We start from the raw sequence: 14,311 nt of genomic DNA, 5'->3' as shown, positions 1-14,311 counted from the left end.
CTCGACGCTCGCCGTGATCGAAGCGTTACTCGGCGCGCTCAACCCGCTGCCGTGGTCGCGGTGTGTTCGGTGTGAAGGGCTTGTGATGAGCCCGGCCGGCCGGTGAACACCGGCCGGCCCACCGAACGGAAGGACACCAGGTGCGAACACCCCGTGTTCGGCTCGGCGCCGGTCTCCTCGCCGCACTGCTGCTCACCACCCCCACGGCAGCGGCCGGCACCCACGAGACCGACCCACCACCCCCGACCACACCCGTGACGTCACACACCAACGGCGCCCCGATCAGCATCACCCTGATCACCGGGGACACCGTCCTGCTCCGCCAGGGCCCCGACGGCCTACTGCTCGCCGGGTTCACCTCCCCACCCCAGCGGCGCGGCACCGGCTACCACCAGGAAACCCACCAGGGACGACTCGTCGTCATCCCCGACGACGCCCGCCGCGCCGTGATCTCCGGGACACTGGACGAACGGTTCTTCGACCTCACCGGACTCGTCGAACAGGGCCTGACCGACGACCACCAGGACAGCCTCCGGATCATCCTCGACGAACCCGCCGACGGACCACGCGCGTTCGCCGCACCCGAGGTCGCCGAGCACACGCAGTCCTTCCCGGTCCTGGGGTTACGCGGCCTGGAGATCGCCCACGAGGACCTGCCCACCTTCTGGCAGGACCTCGAAGGCGGTGACGGTCCCAGCGTGCTCAGCGCCCAGGACGACACCCGGGTCCTGTTGGACGGGCGGGTGCGCGCCACCCTCGACCAGAGCCGGGACCTCGTCGGCGCCAGCGAGGCCTGGGACGCAGGCCACACCGGGGACGGCGTCACCGTCGCCGTCCTCGACACCGGCTACGACACCGGGCACCCCGACCTCGACGGCCGGGTCGTCGCCGCCGAGAACTTCTCCGACGCCGAGGACGTCCAGGACCGCAGCGGCCACGGCACGCATGTGGCGGCCACGATCGCCGGCACCGGAGCAGCCTCCGACGGCCGCTACGCCGGCGTCGCCCCGGGCGCGGACCTGGTGGTCGCCAAGGTCCTCGACGACCAGGGCCAGGGCTGGACCACCGACATCATCGCCGGAGCGGAATGGGCCGTCGAGCAGGGCGCGGACATCCTCAACCTCAGCCTCGCCGGCTGGGCCACCCCTGAACGCGACCCGCTGGTCGAGGCGGTCGAGGAACTCTCCGCCACCACCGGAGCGCTGTTCGTGGTGGCCGCCGGCAACAACGGCCGGCCGGCCTCGATCGACTCCCCCGGTGTCGCCGACAGCGCCCTGACCGTGGGCAGCACCACCAAACAGGACGAACTCAGCGACTTCTCCAGCCAAGGCCCCGTGCCCTGGAACTTCGGGCTGAAACCCGAGATCGCCGCACCAGGATCGGACATCGTGGCCGCCCGCGCGGAGGGCGTCGAGGAGGAATGGGCCATCGACGAGCACTACCTCAGCGCGTCCGGCACCTCCATGGCCGCCCCGCACGTCGCCGGCGCCGCCGCCCTGGCACTCCAGGCCAACCCCGACCTCGACGGCCAACAGATCAAGGCACTGCTCACCGCCAGCGCCGAACCTCTCCCCGGGATCGACGTCCACGGGCAGGGAGCCGGCCGCCTCGACATCGCCCGCGCCCTGGAGCAGGGGCCCCGCGCCGAACCCGCCACCCTCGGCTTCGGACTCCTCGACTGGCCCCACGACGGGGAACCGGTGGAACGCACCATCACCTACACCAACCCCACCGACACCGAACTCACCCTGGCCCTGGACCTCACCGTCAGCCAGGACGACGGCACCCCCGCCCCCGACGGCCTGCTGGAACTGACCACCAACACGGTGACCGTCCCACCCGGCCAGACCGCGACGGCCACGCTGGTCCTCCGGCCCACGGCCGAACGGGTCAGCACCATCACCGGCCGACTCACCGCCACCACGAACGGGGCCCGACTCGTGACCCCGGTGTCGGCGGTGGTCGACCAGGAACGGCACCAACTGGCGGTGTCGGTCTCCGACGAACCCCTGACCAGTTCCCCGCTCCTGTCCGTGGTGGCCGAGAACACCGAGACCGGTGAACTGCACGAGGCGAGGACCTTCGAGGAGGGGGTGGACGTCACGCTCGTTCCGGGCACCTACCGGGTCGTGATCTCGCTCAACGAGTACATGGAGGACGGACGGTCGTACCAGACCTACGCCGCCGAGGAGGTCGAGCTGACCGAGGACACGCTGCTCGACGTTCCCCTGGAGACCCGCGAAGCGGTCGCGCTCGTGCCCGCTGAGGACGATGCCGAGCGGTACGGCACCACGCACGGGTACGTCCTCGAGAGCGCCACTCACACCTTCACCGGGATAATGACCGAGTTGTTCGTCGTCGACGCGGGAGCGGAGATCGACGGCCTCGGCTTCCTGCACGGCGGCGCATGGACGGCCCCCCTGGTCCGGGTGGAATTACCCGGGCACGATCTGCGTGTGGGGGTCTGGGAGGACCTCCGTGGCCCCCGGGGAACGGTCACCGGCACTCTCGTGGACCTCACGTCCACCCCGGCCGAGGACGTTCCTGACCTCACCGGACGCATCCCGTTCCTCAGCCCCGGGACGAACCTCGCCCCCGACAAGCTCGGGGACCTGGTGCGGGCCGTGGCTGACCGGGGAGCCGAGGTGTTGTTGGGCAGCGTCTGGATCGAGACCGAGATTCCGTTGCCCTACGTCAACGTCGAGTACCGCTCCGCGACACGACTGGCTGAGTTGATCGCCGAGGAAGGGCGGGTGGAGGCCGTCGTGGAGGGACGGGACCACAGCCCCTCCGCGTACTACCTCCTGGAGTCGCACGACGGCGGTCTCCCACCGAGCGGTCACCGGGTGGTGGAGGCTGACGAGCTGGCCCGGATCGAGAACACCTACCACAACCCCGGCCCCGAGGACGTGCTGCACGAGACCCGTCAGTCGGCTTCCTCGGAAGGTGTCGTCATCGCCGACCTGTGGGCACTGACCGTGTTCCCGCAGGAACGGACCGAGTACTTCTCGCCTGGCTTCGACTGGGTGGGGGAGGTCTCGCTACCCGGGGACTGGGGCGTGGGCAAGCTGGTGACGCCGCCGACGGCGCTGGAGGCGGGTGACGAGCGGACCGAGGCCTGGTACCGGGGCCCGATCGGCCCGACGCTGCCGGACCAGACCAGGGTCGGCCTGGACGAGTGGCGGTCCCCGGCCGTGCGGGAGGACGACCTGCTGCGGTTTCAGCTGTCCATGTTCGGCGACAACGACCCCCGCCACGAGGCCCTGCCCGACCTGCGGTTCGACACCGACAGCGGCCGGATGGTGCTGAGCCGGGACGGCGAGGTCGTGGCCGAGGCCGACACCCCCGGGCTGGCCGACCTGGAGGTCCCACCCGGACCCGGCTGGTACGACCTGGCCGTGGACGCCGAACGGGACCACCAGGTCTGGGCCGCTCCCGGCACGGTCCACGGCCAGTGGCGGTTCCACTCCACGGGGGCCGACGAGGTGCTGCCCCTGCTCGACATCCGTTACGACCTCCCCCTCGGGTTGACCAACGACAGCCCCGCGGGTGAGCCCCTCGCCGGTACGGCGACGGTCGTCCACCAGTCAGGTGCCACGGAGTCCCCGATCAGCGAACTGGCCGTGGACGTCTCCTTCGACGAGGGCGAGACGTGGGTGCCCGCCGAGGTCGACCGGGACGGTGAGGGTTGGGCACTGGTCCTGCCCACCGCCGGCGAGGCCGGCGACCTGGTCTGGCTGCGCGCCACCGCCAACGACGAGGACGGCAACTCCGTCACCGAGACGATCGAAGGCGCCTACCGGCTGCACTGAACCACCACGGCGCGGGCCGGGAGGGCGCCCCCCTCCCGGCCCGTTCCACCCCTGGAGCGGAGCACCGGGTTCACAACCGGGGAGCGGCGTCGGCGCCCCCGGCGACGTGCAGGACACCGGGCAGGCCGGTCAGTTCCCGCACCAGCTCCTCGAGCGACCCCCGCCCCCGCAGCTCGACGACCACCACGACCGTCCGGTGGTCCTCCGCGCGGTCCTCGTACTCCACGTGCAGGTCCAGCACCGTCCACCCCCGGCTGGTGCAGGCGGAGAGGACGCCGCGCAGCACTCCCCGCCCCTCCAGGTAGCCGATGCGGACCGTGCTGGGCTGGCGCCACGAACCCCGCAGGTGCCGCGTCAGCCAGGGGTAGCCGGCCACGACGAGGAAGTGGGCGGCGGTGGTGGCGACGGCGAGGACGAACAGGCCGCCACCGCTGGCCATGCCGACGGCGGCCGTCACCCACACCGACGCGGCGGTGGTCAGGCCCTGGACGGCGTCGCGGCGGACGAAGATGAGCCCGCCGCCGATGAACCCGATGCCGGTCAGGATCTGGGCGGCCACCCGGGACGGGTCGAGCATGACGTCGTCACCGAGGACCGAGGTGAAGCCGTGCTGCGAGACGACCATGAACAGGGCGGTACCGAGGCCGACGAGGCTGTGCGTGCGCAGGCCGGCGCTCTTGGCCCGGATCTCGCGTTCGAGTCCGATGAGGCTGGAGAGCAGGAGCGCGACCGCGAGCTCCCCCAGCAGGGGGATCTCACCGAGTCCGGACGAGACGGGGCCCTCCACCCCGGCGACGCTAACCCGGGGCCGGTGCCCCGGCGACCGCGAACGCGCCCGACGTCCCCGGTCGGGTGACGCCGGGCGCGGCGGGTCAGGCGGCGCCGTGCTCCCTGGCGTAGGCGTCGAGCTCGTCGAGGAAGGCGTCCCGCCGGCCGGCGGCCAGCCAGGAGATGGTGAAGGCGTTGCGCTGCAACGCCACCAGGTCCGCTTCGTCGAGGTCGAGCTCCCCGGCGAGGGCGACCAGGTTCTCGCTGACGTAGCCGCCGAAGTAGGCGGGGTCGTCGGAGTTGACCGACACGGGAACCCCCCGGTCGAGCAGGGCGCGGATCTCGGGGGCCTTCATGCTGGCCGTGACGACGCCGTTGGAGATCGGGCAGGCGGTCAGGCCGATGCCCCGGCGCAGCACCTCCTCGACCAACGCGTCGTCCTCCAGGACGTTCAGGCCGTGGTCGATGCGGTCGACCCCGATGACCTCCAGCACCTGGCGGAGGTGCTCGGTGGTGTTCTCCTGGTCGATGTCGCAGTGCATGGTGAGCAGGTAGCCCTCGGCCCTGGCCCTGGCGAAGACGGCGGCGAACTTCTCCGGCGGGTTGCCCTTCTCGTCGGAGTCGAGGCCGACGCCGACGATCCAGTCCTTGTAGGGCAGCGACTCCATCAGGGTCGCCATCGCGTACTCGGCGGAGAAGTCACGCAGGAAGCAGAGGATCAGCTCGGCGTGCACGCCGAGGTCCCGCTGGGCGTCGACCACGCCCTGCCGCAGCCCCCGCACCACGGTCGGGAAGGGCACGCCCCGCGAGGTGTGGGCCTGGGGGTCGAAGAAGATCTCGGTGTGGCGGACGTTCTGGTCGGCCGCCCGCCGCAGGTAGGCGTAGACCAGGTCGCGGAAGTCCCGTTCGGTCAGCAGCACCCGCATCCCGTCGTAGTAGACGCCGAGGAAGGACGGGAGGTCGTGGAACTGGTAACTGGCCCGGAGTTCGTCGACGTCGGCGAAGGGCAGTTCGAGCCCGTTGCGCTCGGCCAGCTCGAACTTGAGCTCGGGTTCGAGGGTCCCCTCGATGTGGACGTGCAGTTCGGCCTTGGGCAGGCCGGCGACGAACTCGGCCGAGACGGGCACGGCGGGCTCCCTCCGTGGTGGTGGTGCCCGGCCGTCTTCGGCGGCCGGGGTGGTCGCGGCCGGTCGGCCCGCTCGGGACGGGCGCCCGGCGTGCGGACAGATCCGGATCGTACGCAGGAAAACCCCTGATCACGCGGTGGGGTGAGCGGTGGGCACCGGGTGGCGACCGGCGGTGTCGGACCGGGCACGGAGGGCTGTCGAGCCCCGGTGGGTCGCGGTGTGGCGCGGCCCACGCGCACCGGAGATTGGTCAGACCAAGGCCTTGACACGGGTGGGGCGCGCTGTCTAGCGTCCCGACGAAGATTTGGTCAGACCAATGCGGGGAGGCCGGGGTGGAGCCGCACCTCATCACCCTCGTGGACGCGTTGCGCCAGGCCGCGACCCCCGAGGAGCACACCGGTCGGCTCCGGCTGCCCCCGGAACGGGAGCTGGGCGCCCGACTGGCCATGAGCCGGGCGACGCTGCGCGAACAGCTCTCCAGCCTGGAGATGTTGGGCTTCCTCCACCGCACCCAGGGACGGGGCACCTACCTGGAGGTGCCCAACGCCAACTTCATGCGGCTCTACTTCAGCCTCGCCATGCGGCTGGGGCACATCAGCGGACCGCAGTTCGAACGGGCGAGGGAACTCCTCGAACTCTCCGTCGCCGCCGAGGCCGCGACCCTCGCCTTCCCCGAGGACGTGCGGGCGCTGCGCGCCGACGTCGACGCGATGGTCGAGTCCTCCCTGGCCGGGCGGGTCGAGGCGGCCACCGACGCCGACTTCACCTTCCACCACCGCCTGTTCCGGATCGTCGACAACCCGATGTTCGACTTCCTCCACGACGGCATCGGCTACGTGCTGCGGGACGAGCTGACCGCACGGCGGGCCGCCGCGCTGGCTGCCGAACGCCGTGCCGGCCGGGACGGCTGGGAGACCGACCACGTCCACTACGAGGTCGTCGACGCGATCGAGGCCGGCGATCCGAGGGCGGCGCGGGAGGCGATGGCCCGCCACTTCACCCTGTGGCGCGACCTCACCGCCCGGTCCACGCCCGCCCCCACCAACCACTCCTCCACCGGGCACCCCGCCGGGCCGGTCGACCAGCCGGCCGCGGGTGGGTGAGCGGAGGAGGACGACCGCACCTCCGAACACCGGCGGCGGCCCCCGGTGGACACCGGGGCGGTCGCGGCAGGGCACCCGGGGCTTCCCGGCCGTGCCCACCAGCACCACCACTACGAGAAGGGAGCCGATGATGACCGCGACGCAGGACGTCGACCGCGCCGCGCCCGCCGGCCCGTCGTTCGAGGACCGGGTTCGCCGGGTGGCGGACGCGGCCCACCGGATGCGCCACCACGTGCTGAACATGGGCGAGGTCCAGGGGCAGGGCTACGTCGGCCAGGCCCTCGGCGTCGCCGACGTGCTCGCCGTGGCGTACCAGGACCAGCTGCGCCTGCGGCCGGCGGACCCGCACTGGGACGAGCGGGACCGGTTCCTGCTCTCCATCGGGCACTACGCGATCGCCCTGTACGCGGCGCTGGCCGAGGCGGGGGTGATCCCCGTCGAGGAACTGGAGACCTACGGCTCCGACGAGAGCCGCCTGCCGATGTCGGGCATGGCCTCCTACACGCCCGGCATGGAGATCTCCGGCGGGTCGCTGGGCCACGGCCTGGGCGTCGGGGTCGGGATGGCGCTGGGCCTGCGGCACCGGGGGGTCGCTTCCCGCGTCGTGAACCTCCTCTCCGACGGCGAGCTCGACGAGGGCTCCACCTGGGAGGCCGCGATGGGCGCCGCCCACCACCGGCTGGGGAACCTGACCGCCGTGGTCGACATGAACGCCCTGCAGGCGGACGGGCCGACGGCCGGTGTGCTGGCCATCGAGCCGGTGGAGCGCAAGTGGGAGGCCTTCGGCTGGCACACCGTGCGGGTGGACGGCAACGACGTGCCCGCGCTGCTGCGCGCCTTCGACAGCCTCGCCGAGGCCGACGCCGACACCCCCCGGGTCGTCATCTGCGACACCCGGATCGGGTCCGGGGTCCCGCTGCTGGAGACCCGGGAGAAGGCGCACTTCATGCGCATCGACGAGCACGAGTGGCAGATCGCCAGGGACCAACTCGACCAGGGAGCGCAGCGATGAGCACGCCGACGAGGAAACGGCTGACCACCTCGGCGATGATCGCCTCGTTCGTCGACGAGGGGCAGCGCACCACCCCCGCGCCGTTCGGGCACGCCCTGTCCCGGCTGGCGGAGGAACGCCCCGAGATCGTCGGCTTGACCGCCGACCTGGGCAAGTACACCGACATGCACGTCTTCGCCCAGGCTCACCCCGACCGGTTCTTCCAGATGGGCATGTCCGAGCAGCTGCTGCTCGGCGCGGCCGCCGGGATGGCCGAGGTGGGTCTGGTGCCCTTCGCCTCCACCTACTCGGTGTTCGCGACGCGGCGCGCCTACGACTTCCTGTGCCTGGACGCCGCCGAGCCGGGGCTGAACGTCAACATCGTCGGGGGGCTGCCGGGCCTGACGACGGGTTACGGGCCCAGCCACCAGGCGACGGAGGACATCGCGATCCTGCGGGGCATGCCCGGGCTGACGATCGTCGACCCCTGCGACTCGGTGGACATCGAGCAGGCGGTCCCGGCGCTGGCCGAGGTGGCGGGCCCCACCTACCTGCGGTTGCTGCGCGGCAAGGTCCCCACGGTGCTCGACGAGTACGACTACACCTTCGAGGTGGGTCGGGCCGCCGAGCTGCGCACGGGTCGCGACGTGACGCTGGTGTCCAGCGGTCTGATGACGATGCGGGCGTTGTCGGCGGCCGAGCGGCTGGCCGAGCACCGGGTCGACGTGGGGGTGCTGCACGTGCCCACGATCAAGCCGTTGGACACCGAGGCCGTGCTGCGGGTGGGCCGGTCCGACCGGCTGGTCGTGACGGTGGAGAACCACAGCGTGGTCGGCGGGCTCGGCGAGGCCGTGGCGTCCTGCCTGGCGTTCAACGGCGTCGGTCGCGACCTGGTGCCGGTCGCCCTGCCCGACGAGTTCCTGGCCGCCGGGGCGCTGCCCACCCTGCACGACCGGTACGGCTTGTCCACCGACCGGCTGGTGCGCCGGGTGCTGGACGCGTTGGAGGTCTGATCCGGGCCGCGACCGCCCCGGTCTCCGGGTGTGGTCGCCCCTCCTGGAGGACGGGGTGGGGAGCCTGGTCGGCTCCCCACCCCGTGTTCCCTGCCTGGTTCGCTCAGCTGGCGAACCCGGTCACTCGAAGATCACGTCGGAGCAGTTGTAGAAGGCCTCCGGGCTGTCCGAGCGCTGCCAGATCGAGTAGATGATGTGCCGGCCGCTCTTGTCGGGCAGGTCGGCGGACCAGGTGTACTCGGCGCCGTGCGGGCCGCTGCCGTTGATCGGCGGGTCGGTGACGACGTCGAAGGGCTCGGGCTCCAGGTCGGACCACTTCAGCGGCTGGGTCGGGTCCCAACCGTCCTTGGTGACGTACTGGTACCAGGTGCCGGGGTGCGGGGCCCAGGCGTTGTAGCGGATGGTCACCGTCTCACCGGCGGGCATGGTCGTGGTGGGCCAGTCGGTCCTGGCCTGGTTGTAGGCGGCGTAGGTGTCGCCGGGGCCGCACAGGCGCCCGTCGGGGATGATCTCCTGGTGGCGGCCGCCCGCGTCGGGGAGGAGGTTGCCGAACCAGTTCCACAGCGCGTTCTTGCCACCCATCTCGATGGCGTCGGCGCAGGCCGGGTTGGTCGGGTCGAGGTCACCGCCGATGCCGCCGGCGAGACCGTCCACGTAGCAGGCGTAGGTCCTGGTCTGCGGGTAGGTCAGGCCGCCGTGCGCCAAGGCCACCTGGGGCGGGATCGCGAGAGCGAACATACCGGCGAGGCCGGCCAGCAGGCCGAAGAACCTCAGTTTTCCTTTCACCTTCACCTTGGTCTCCTTGATCGACTGGTCAGCGTTGGTCAGTCGTCCGCTCCCCGCCGTCCGCGCCGGTCGACCACGGTCGACCACCGGGGCCGCGTCTGGCCCGACGCCGCCGCCGGTGGTCGACCGGCCGCCCGGGGCCGTCCGCGTCGACCGAGGTGCTGGCCGGCGCGGTCTCCGCTCTGGCTGCCGCCGGAGGAACGACCCACGGGATAACTGGGAGCGCTCCCAGAGTGGGGCCGGCACGCACGGTGTGTCAACACCTGGTCAGCGACCAACACGGCAAATACTCCTGTTGCCGCACCGACCCAGCTCCGAAGATCCCAGCGCGACCGGACGGCCTCGGCCCGAGCCGGGGCGCTGAGCAGGGCAAAGAACGCCGTCCGGTTTCGGTTCGACGAAACGCGTGACCCAACCGGACGGCGAGGCGGCCGAGGGGGGGTCAGCGGCCACCGATCCGGCCTCGGACCCTGCGACGCAACCGGTTCCCCGCACCGGCGGCCACGGGGCCCGCGCACGCCGCACGTCGGTCACCGACACCGTTCCCGCTGGCCAGGAGACCGCGACCGCCGCCGTCGACATTGGTGGCGGCCACCGGGCGCTCCGCGTGGACACCGATCACCCCATGCCTCCTTGGAGCGCTCCCATCACGTGGCGGGATCGCGTCGGCGCGTTCGCCCCCAGGACTCCCGGGACATGCCGCACGGGGGCGGGGCCGCCCCGGCGCCGGGGGTCAGGGCCGCCCGCGTCGGCGCGCGTGATGACGCCGGAGGTTCACCGCCCGCTCGGGTCGCACCAGCGACGTCGTTCGCTGGGCCGGCGGCTCCTCCGAGTGGACACCGCCGGTGAGCTGCCGACGCGGACCTCCCCCGTCCCGAGCGGCCGGCCCCGGGTGTTACCGGCGTGGGCACGGCGGGCCCGCTGGTCGAGCGGCCACCGGAGGCGCGGCGACCGGCCACGGCCGGACGTCGGGCGCGAGTGCCACCTACCCCGAGGTGGGAACGCGGTCGGCGACCCAGGCGACACCGTCGGGGTAGCGGTGCGCGGCGCGGGAGGCGGTGCGGATCTGCGCGGAGAAACCCGGGCGTTCGGGGGCGAGGTAACGGCCGCCGCGCACCCGCACCGGGTCCACGAAGTGCTCGTGCAGGTGGTCGACGTACTCGATGACCCGGTCATCCCAGGTCCCGCTGACGGCGAGGTAGTCGAACATGGCGAGGTGCTGGACGAGTTCGCACAGGCCCACCCCGCCGGCGTGCGGGCACACCGGTCGGCCGAACTTCGCGGCCAGCAACAGGATCGCGACGTTCTCGTTCACCCCGGCCACCCGCGCCGCGTCGATCTGCACGACGTCGATCGCGTCGGCCTGGAGGAACTGTTTGAACATGACCCGGTTGTGGATGTGCTCGCCGCTGGCCACCCGCACCGGGGCGACGCCCCGCCGGATGGCGGCGTGTCCGAGCACGTCGTCGGGGCTGGTGGGCTCCTCGATCCACCACGGGTCGTACGGCGCCAGCGCCCGCGTCCAGTCGATCGCCTCGGCCACGTCCCACCGCTGGTTGGCGTCCACGGCGATGCGCACGTCGGGGCCGGCGATCTCCCGGGCGACCCGCAGCCGGCGCAGGTCGTCGTCGAGGTCCGCGCCGACCTTGAGCTTGATCTGGGTGAAGCCGGCGGCCAGCGCCTCCCGGACGAGCCTGGTGAGCTTCGCGTCGTCGTACCCGAGCCAGCCGGGCGAGGTGGTGTAGGCGGGGTAGCCCTCGGCGAGCAGGCGGCGTTCCCGCCCCGCGCGCCCCTCCCGGGCCGAACGCAGGATGTCCAGGGCCTCCGCCCTGGTCAGGGCGTCGCTGAGGTAGCGGAAGTCGACGAGGTCGACGACCTCCTCCGGTTCCAGGTCCGCCAGCAGCCGCCACAGCGGTTTGCCCTCCCGCTTGGCCCGCAGGTCCCACAGGGCGTTGACCACGGCGGAGATCGCCATGTGCACGACCCCCTTCTCCGGCCCGAGCCACCGGAGTTGGCTGTCGTGGACGAGGGAACGCCACAGGCCGCCCAGGTCGGCGAGGGTGTCGTCCAGCGGCCGGCCGACGAGGGCCGGCGCGAGGGTGCGGATCGCCGCCACCTGCACGTCGTTGCCCCGCCCGATGGTGAAGGCGAAGCCGTGCCCCTCCAGACCGTCGGCGGCGTCGGTCCGCACCACCACGTAGGCGGCCGAGTAGTCCGGGTCGGGGTTCATCGCGTCCGAACCGTCCAGCTCACGGGAGGTGGGGAAGCGGATGTCCTGGGTGTCGATGGCGACGATGGAGGCGGTCATCAGTTACCTTCTCGGGGTCGTCCCGCGCCGGGCGGCGGCGGGTGTCGGCCGCGCGTCGCGGCCGGGTGCCCGGTCCGGGCGGCCTCCCTCCGGGACAGAGGAGGCCACCCGGGACCGGACGTATCAGGTGCCGTCCATGCCCTCGCCGAAGTAGAAGCCCGGCTGGGTGGACTGCATGTAGCCCATGGACTCGGCGGCGAGGCTCGCCCGGTAGTCCCGGTCGTGCAGCAGGGTCGGGAACCGGTACTCGGTCGGGATCGTCGTCGTGTAGATCCGGATCTCGCTGCGGTCGTGCACGTAGAAGACCTCCTCGCGCCAGTCGCCGAAGACGTCCCCGTAGCCCAGCACGGCGTAGCGGTCGGTGCCACCGAACGGGTCGGCCTCCGCCGTCACGAGGTTGACCAGTTCCTCGTTCTCGTAGTCCCACTTGTCGATGTAGATGCCGTCGAGCAGCTCGCGGAGCAGGTCGCCGTCCCACCAGATGCCGTAGTTCACGCTGGCGGGTCGGGTGCCGATCCGCTCACCCCTGGCGTTGTAGAGGCCGTCGACGGGTGCCACCACCTCGACGATGCCCTGCGGGTTGGGGCGGCCTCCCCACACCTCCAGGCCCGGGTGGCGGGGGTCGATGTCGGCGGCCACGCCCCGGCCCACGTCGTCCCACTTCTCGCCGGTGGGCCCCCACAGCAGGTCGCCCTCCTCGGCGCCCCGCAGGTGGATCGGGTTGCTGTAGTGGCTGTTGACCTCCTGGACGTAGAAGATCTCCAGGCCCTCGCGCTCCGGGTCGATGTCGGTCATGTGGACCCGGTCGCCGTGACCCTCCTCGGTGATCCACAGGGTCGACCCGTCGTCGTCGATGGCGATGCTGCCGTTGATGATCTCGTCGCGGCCGTCACCGTCGATGTCGCCGGTGCGCAGGTTGTGGAACCCGGCGCCCTTCGGGTAGCGGCCGTTCTCGTCGGTCGGCCGGTTCCACTGCCACCGCAGGGTGGCCGTCTCCCCGTCGAAGTCCCAGGCCTCGGCCACCATCTTCGCGTAGGTGCCGCGCAGGGTGATCAGGCTCGGGTGGGCGTCGGGGCCGTCGAGGTAGGCCACCGTCATCAGGTTGCGTTCGGAGCGGTTGCCCCGGTCGTCACCCCAGACCCCCGGTTCGCCCCGGTCGATCCAGTCCTGGCGTTCGATGGTCTCGCCGGTGGCGCCGTCGAGGATCTCGACGTACTCCGGTCCGTCGTAGACCCGCCAGTTCTGGCTGGCCCGGTAGTCGATGATGCCGTCGCCGTTGAGGTCCTCGTCCACCTCACTGGACTTGTAGATGACCTCGGCCTTGCCGTCGCCGTTGAGGTCGTGCACGAGGTAGGGCGTGTACCAGATCCCGGTGCGCAGGTTGACGCCCAGATCGCGGCGCCAGAGGAACTCGCCCTCGCTGGAGTAGCCCTCCAGTTTGTAGGTGTCGCGTGGCTCCTCGCCCTTGGACGGGTCGATGTTCTGGTCGCCACGCTTGATCACGTAATCCATCTCGCCGTCGCCGTCGAGGTCGCCGACGGCGACGTGGCGGGCGGTCTGGTCGATGTCGTCGGCGAGGTCGAAGGAGAAGAACGGCCGGTCCTCGGAGCCGGCGGGCAGCGTGTAGGAGCCGCGCTGGTTGTCCCGGCCGCCGTTGCGGACGGCGTGGACGTGGTAGGTGTTCTCCTTGCCGGGGTCGGCCTCCTCGTCCACCCAGTGGGTGGCGCCGGTGATGGGCTCCCGGTTGAGCTTGGTACGCCGGCCGTCGGTCTCCCGGAACAGGTGGAAGGCGACGTCGGCGCGGTCGGTCTCCAGCAGACGCCAGCCGACGTGGACGGCGTCGCCGTCGTGCACGGCGATCACGCCGCGCCCCAGCTGCTGTTCGGCGCCGCCGTACCCACGGGGGATACCGAAGCCGGTGGTCGACGGCGCGTCGGGTTCGGCCACGGCCGCCCCCGATGCGAGCGCCGTCGGCAGGGCGACGGCGGCGGTGATGGCGAGCGCACCGACGGCCACGCGTCTGGGGCGCTTCCGGAACGTCATGGGACAACCTCCGAGTTGGGATGCCGTGATCCACGCTGATCGGACGGAACAGCCCGGATAGGTAGGATGTATCTTGCTCCCAACCGGCCATCGCGCGAGACTTACCGCGCTGTTCTTGGCCGATACCTGACAGATGTCTGATGACTGAGGTGTCCGGCTGAGTCCACCTCGGGCGCGGTGGTCGCCGACGAACCCGGCCCCCGCGAGGACGGCCGTCGACAGCCGGTCGACTCGGCCCGGCCCGCCTCGGGCCCCGACTCGCCGACCGGCCCGACCGTGCTGACCTGGCCTTTCCGTTCACTCCTCGTGGTCGCTGCCCGTGACGACCACGGGGAACGTGAACGTGAATGCCCCCGAACC

9 protein-coding genes are annotated in these 14,311 nt (G+C 71.8%); 4 read left to right on the top strand and 5 right to left on the bottom strand.

Features of this window, described 5'->3' with window-relative positions:
• The first annotated feature begins 140 nt into the window (after positions 1 to 140).
• A complete protein-coding gene (locus ACOJVX_RS09185; protein WP_422647419.1) occupies positions 141 to 3,812 on the top strand; it encodes a S8 family peptidase in 3,672 nt (1,223 codons plus the stop codon).
• Positions 3,813 to 3,882: 70 nt separating this feature from the next.
• Here ACOJVX_RS09185 and ACOJVX_RS09180 read toward each other — a convergent pair whose 3' ends face one another.
• Together ACOJVX_RS09180 and ACOJVX_RS09175 are read right to left on the bottom strand one after the other, a co-directional pair.
• Positions 3,883 to 4,599 carry an MgtC/SapB family protein gene (locus ACOJVX_RS09180; RefSeq protein WP_026419240.1) on the bottom strand — a complete coding sequence of 239 codons (717 nt, stop codon included), beginning with the start codon at positions 4,597 to 4,599 and terminating at the stop codon, positions 3,883 to 3,885.
• A gap of 85 nt (positions 4,600 to 4,684) precedes the next feature.
• On the bottom strand, positions 4,685 to 5,707 hold the full coding sequence (locus ACOJVX_RS09175) for an adenosine deaminase (RefSeq protein WP_026419239.1): 1,023 nt from the start codon (positions 5,705 to 5,707) through the stop codon (positions 4,685 to 4,687).
• 332 nt (positions 5,708 to 6,039) lie between these two features.
• Between ACOJVX_RS09175 and ACOJVX_RS09170 the strand changes: the two genes are divergently transcribed.
• The 3 genes from ACOJVX_RS09170 to ACOJVX_RS09160 all read left to right on the top strand — a co-directional run bounded on the left by ACOJVX_RS09170 (position 6,040) and on the right by ACOJVX_RS09160 (position 8,814).
• On the top strand, positions 6,040 to 6,810 hold the full coding sequence (locus ACOJVX_RS09170) for a FadR/GntR family transcriptional regulator (protein ID WP_422647418.1): 771 nt from the start codon (positions 6,040 to 6,042) through the stop codon (positions 6,808 to 6,810).
• A gap of 130 nt (positions 6,811 to 6,940) precedes the next feature.
• The gene (locus tag ACOJVX_RS09165) at positions 6,941 to 7,822 is read left to right on the top strand and encodes a transketolase (RefSeq protein WP_026419238.1); all 882 of its coding nucleotides are present in this window, start codon (positions 6,941 to 6,943) and stop codon (positions 7,820 to 7,822) included.
• The gene (locus tag ACOJVX_RS09160; RefSeq protein ID WP_030107471.1) at positions 7,819 to 8,814 is read left to right on the top strand and encodes a transketolase family protein; all 996 of its coding nucleotides are present in this window, start codon (positions 7,819 to 7,821) and stop codon (positions 8,812 to 8,814) included. The genes ACOJVX_RS09165 and ACOJVX_RS09160 overlap by 4 nt, the downstream gene beginning before the upstream one ends.
• Positions 8,815 to 8,934: 120 nt before the next feature.
• Here the strand turns inward: ACOJVX_RS09160 and ACOJVX_RS09155 are convergent, their stop codons facing one another.
• The 3 genes from ACOJVX_RS09155 to ACOJVX_RS09145 all read right to left on the bottom strand — a co-directional run bounded on the left by ACOJVX_RS09155 (position 8,935) and on the right by ACOJVX_RS09145 (position 13,951).
• Complete coding sequence (locus tag ACOJVX_RS09155) at positions 8,935 to 9,606, bottom strand: lytic polysaccharide monooxygenase auxiliary activity family 9 protein (protein ID WP_081715513.1); 672 nt, start codon at positions 9,604 to 9,606, stop codon at positions 8,935 to 8,937.
• Between the two features lie 979 nt (positions 9,607 to 10,585).
• Positions 10,586 to 11,908 carry an enolase C-terminal domain-like protein gene (locus ACOJVX_RS09150; RefSeq protein ID WP_026419234.1) on the bottom strand — a complete coding sequence of 441 codons (1,323 nt, stop codon included), beginning with the start codon at positions 11,906 to 11,908 and terminating at the stop codon, positions 10,586 to 10,588.
• 123 nt (positions 11,909 to 12,031) lie between these two features.
• Positions 12,032 to 13,951 (bottom strand): rhamnogalacturonan lyase, encoded by a 1,920-nt coding sequence (locus tag ACOJVX_RS09145; RefSeq protein ID WP_422647417.1) that lies wholly within the window; start codon positions 13,949 to 13,951, stop codon positions 12,032 to 12,034.
• Between the last annotated feature and the right edge of the window lie 360 nt (positions 13,952 to 14,311).

This window comes from Actinoalloteichus caeruleus (assembly GCF_049311605.1).
Classification (GTDB): domain Bacteria; phylum Actinomycetota; class Actinomycetes; order Mycobacteriales; family Pseudonocardiaceae; genus Actinoalloteichus_B; species Actinoalloteichus_B caeruleus.
This window is presented reverse-complemented; position numbering and strand designations above follow the sequence as displayed.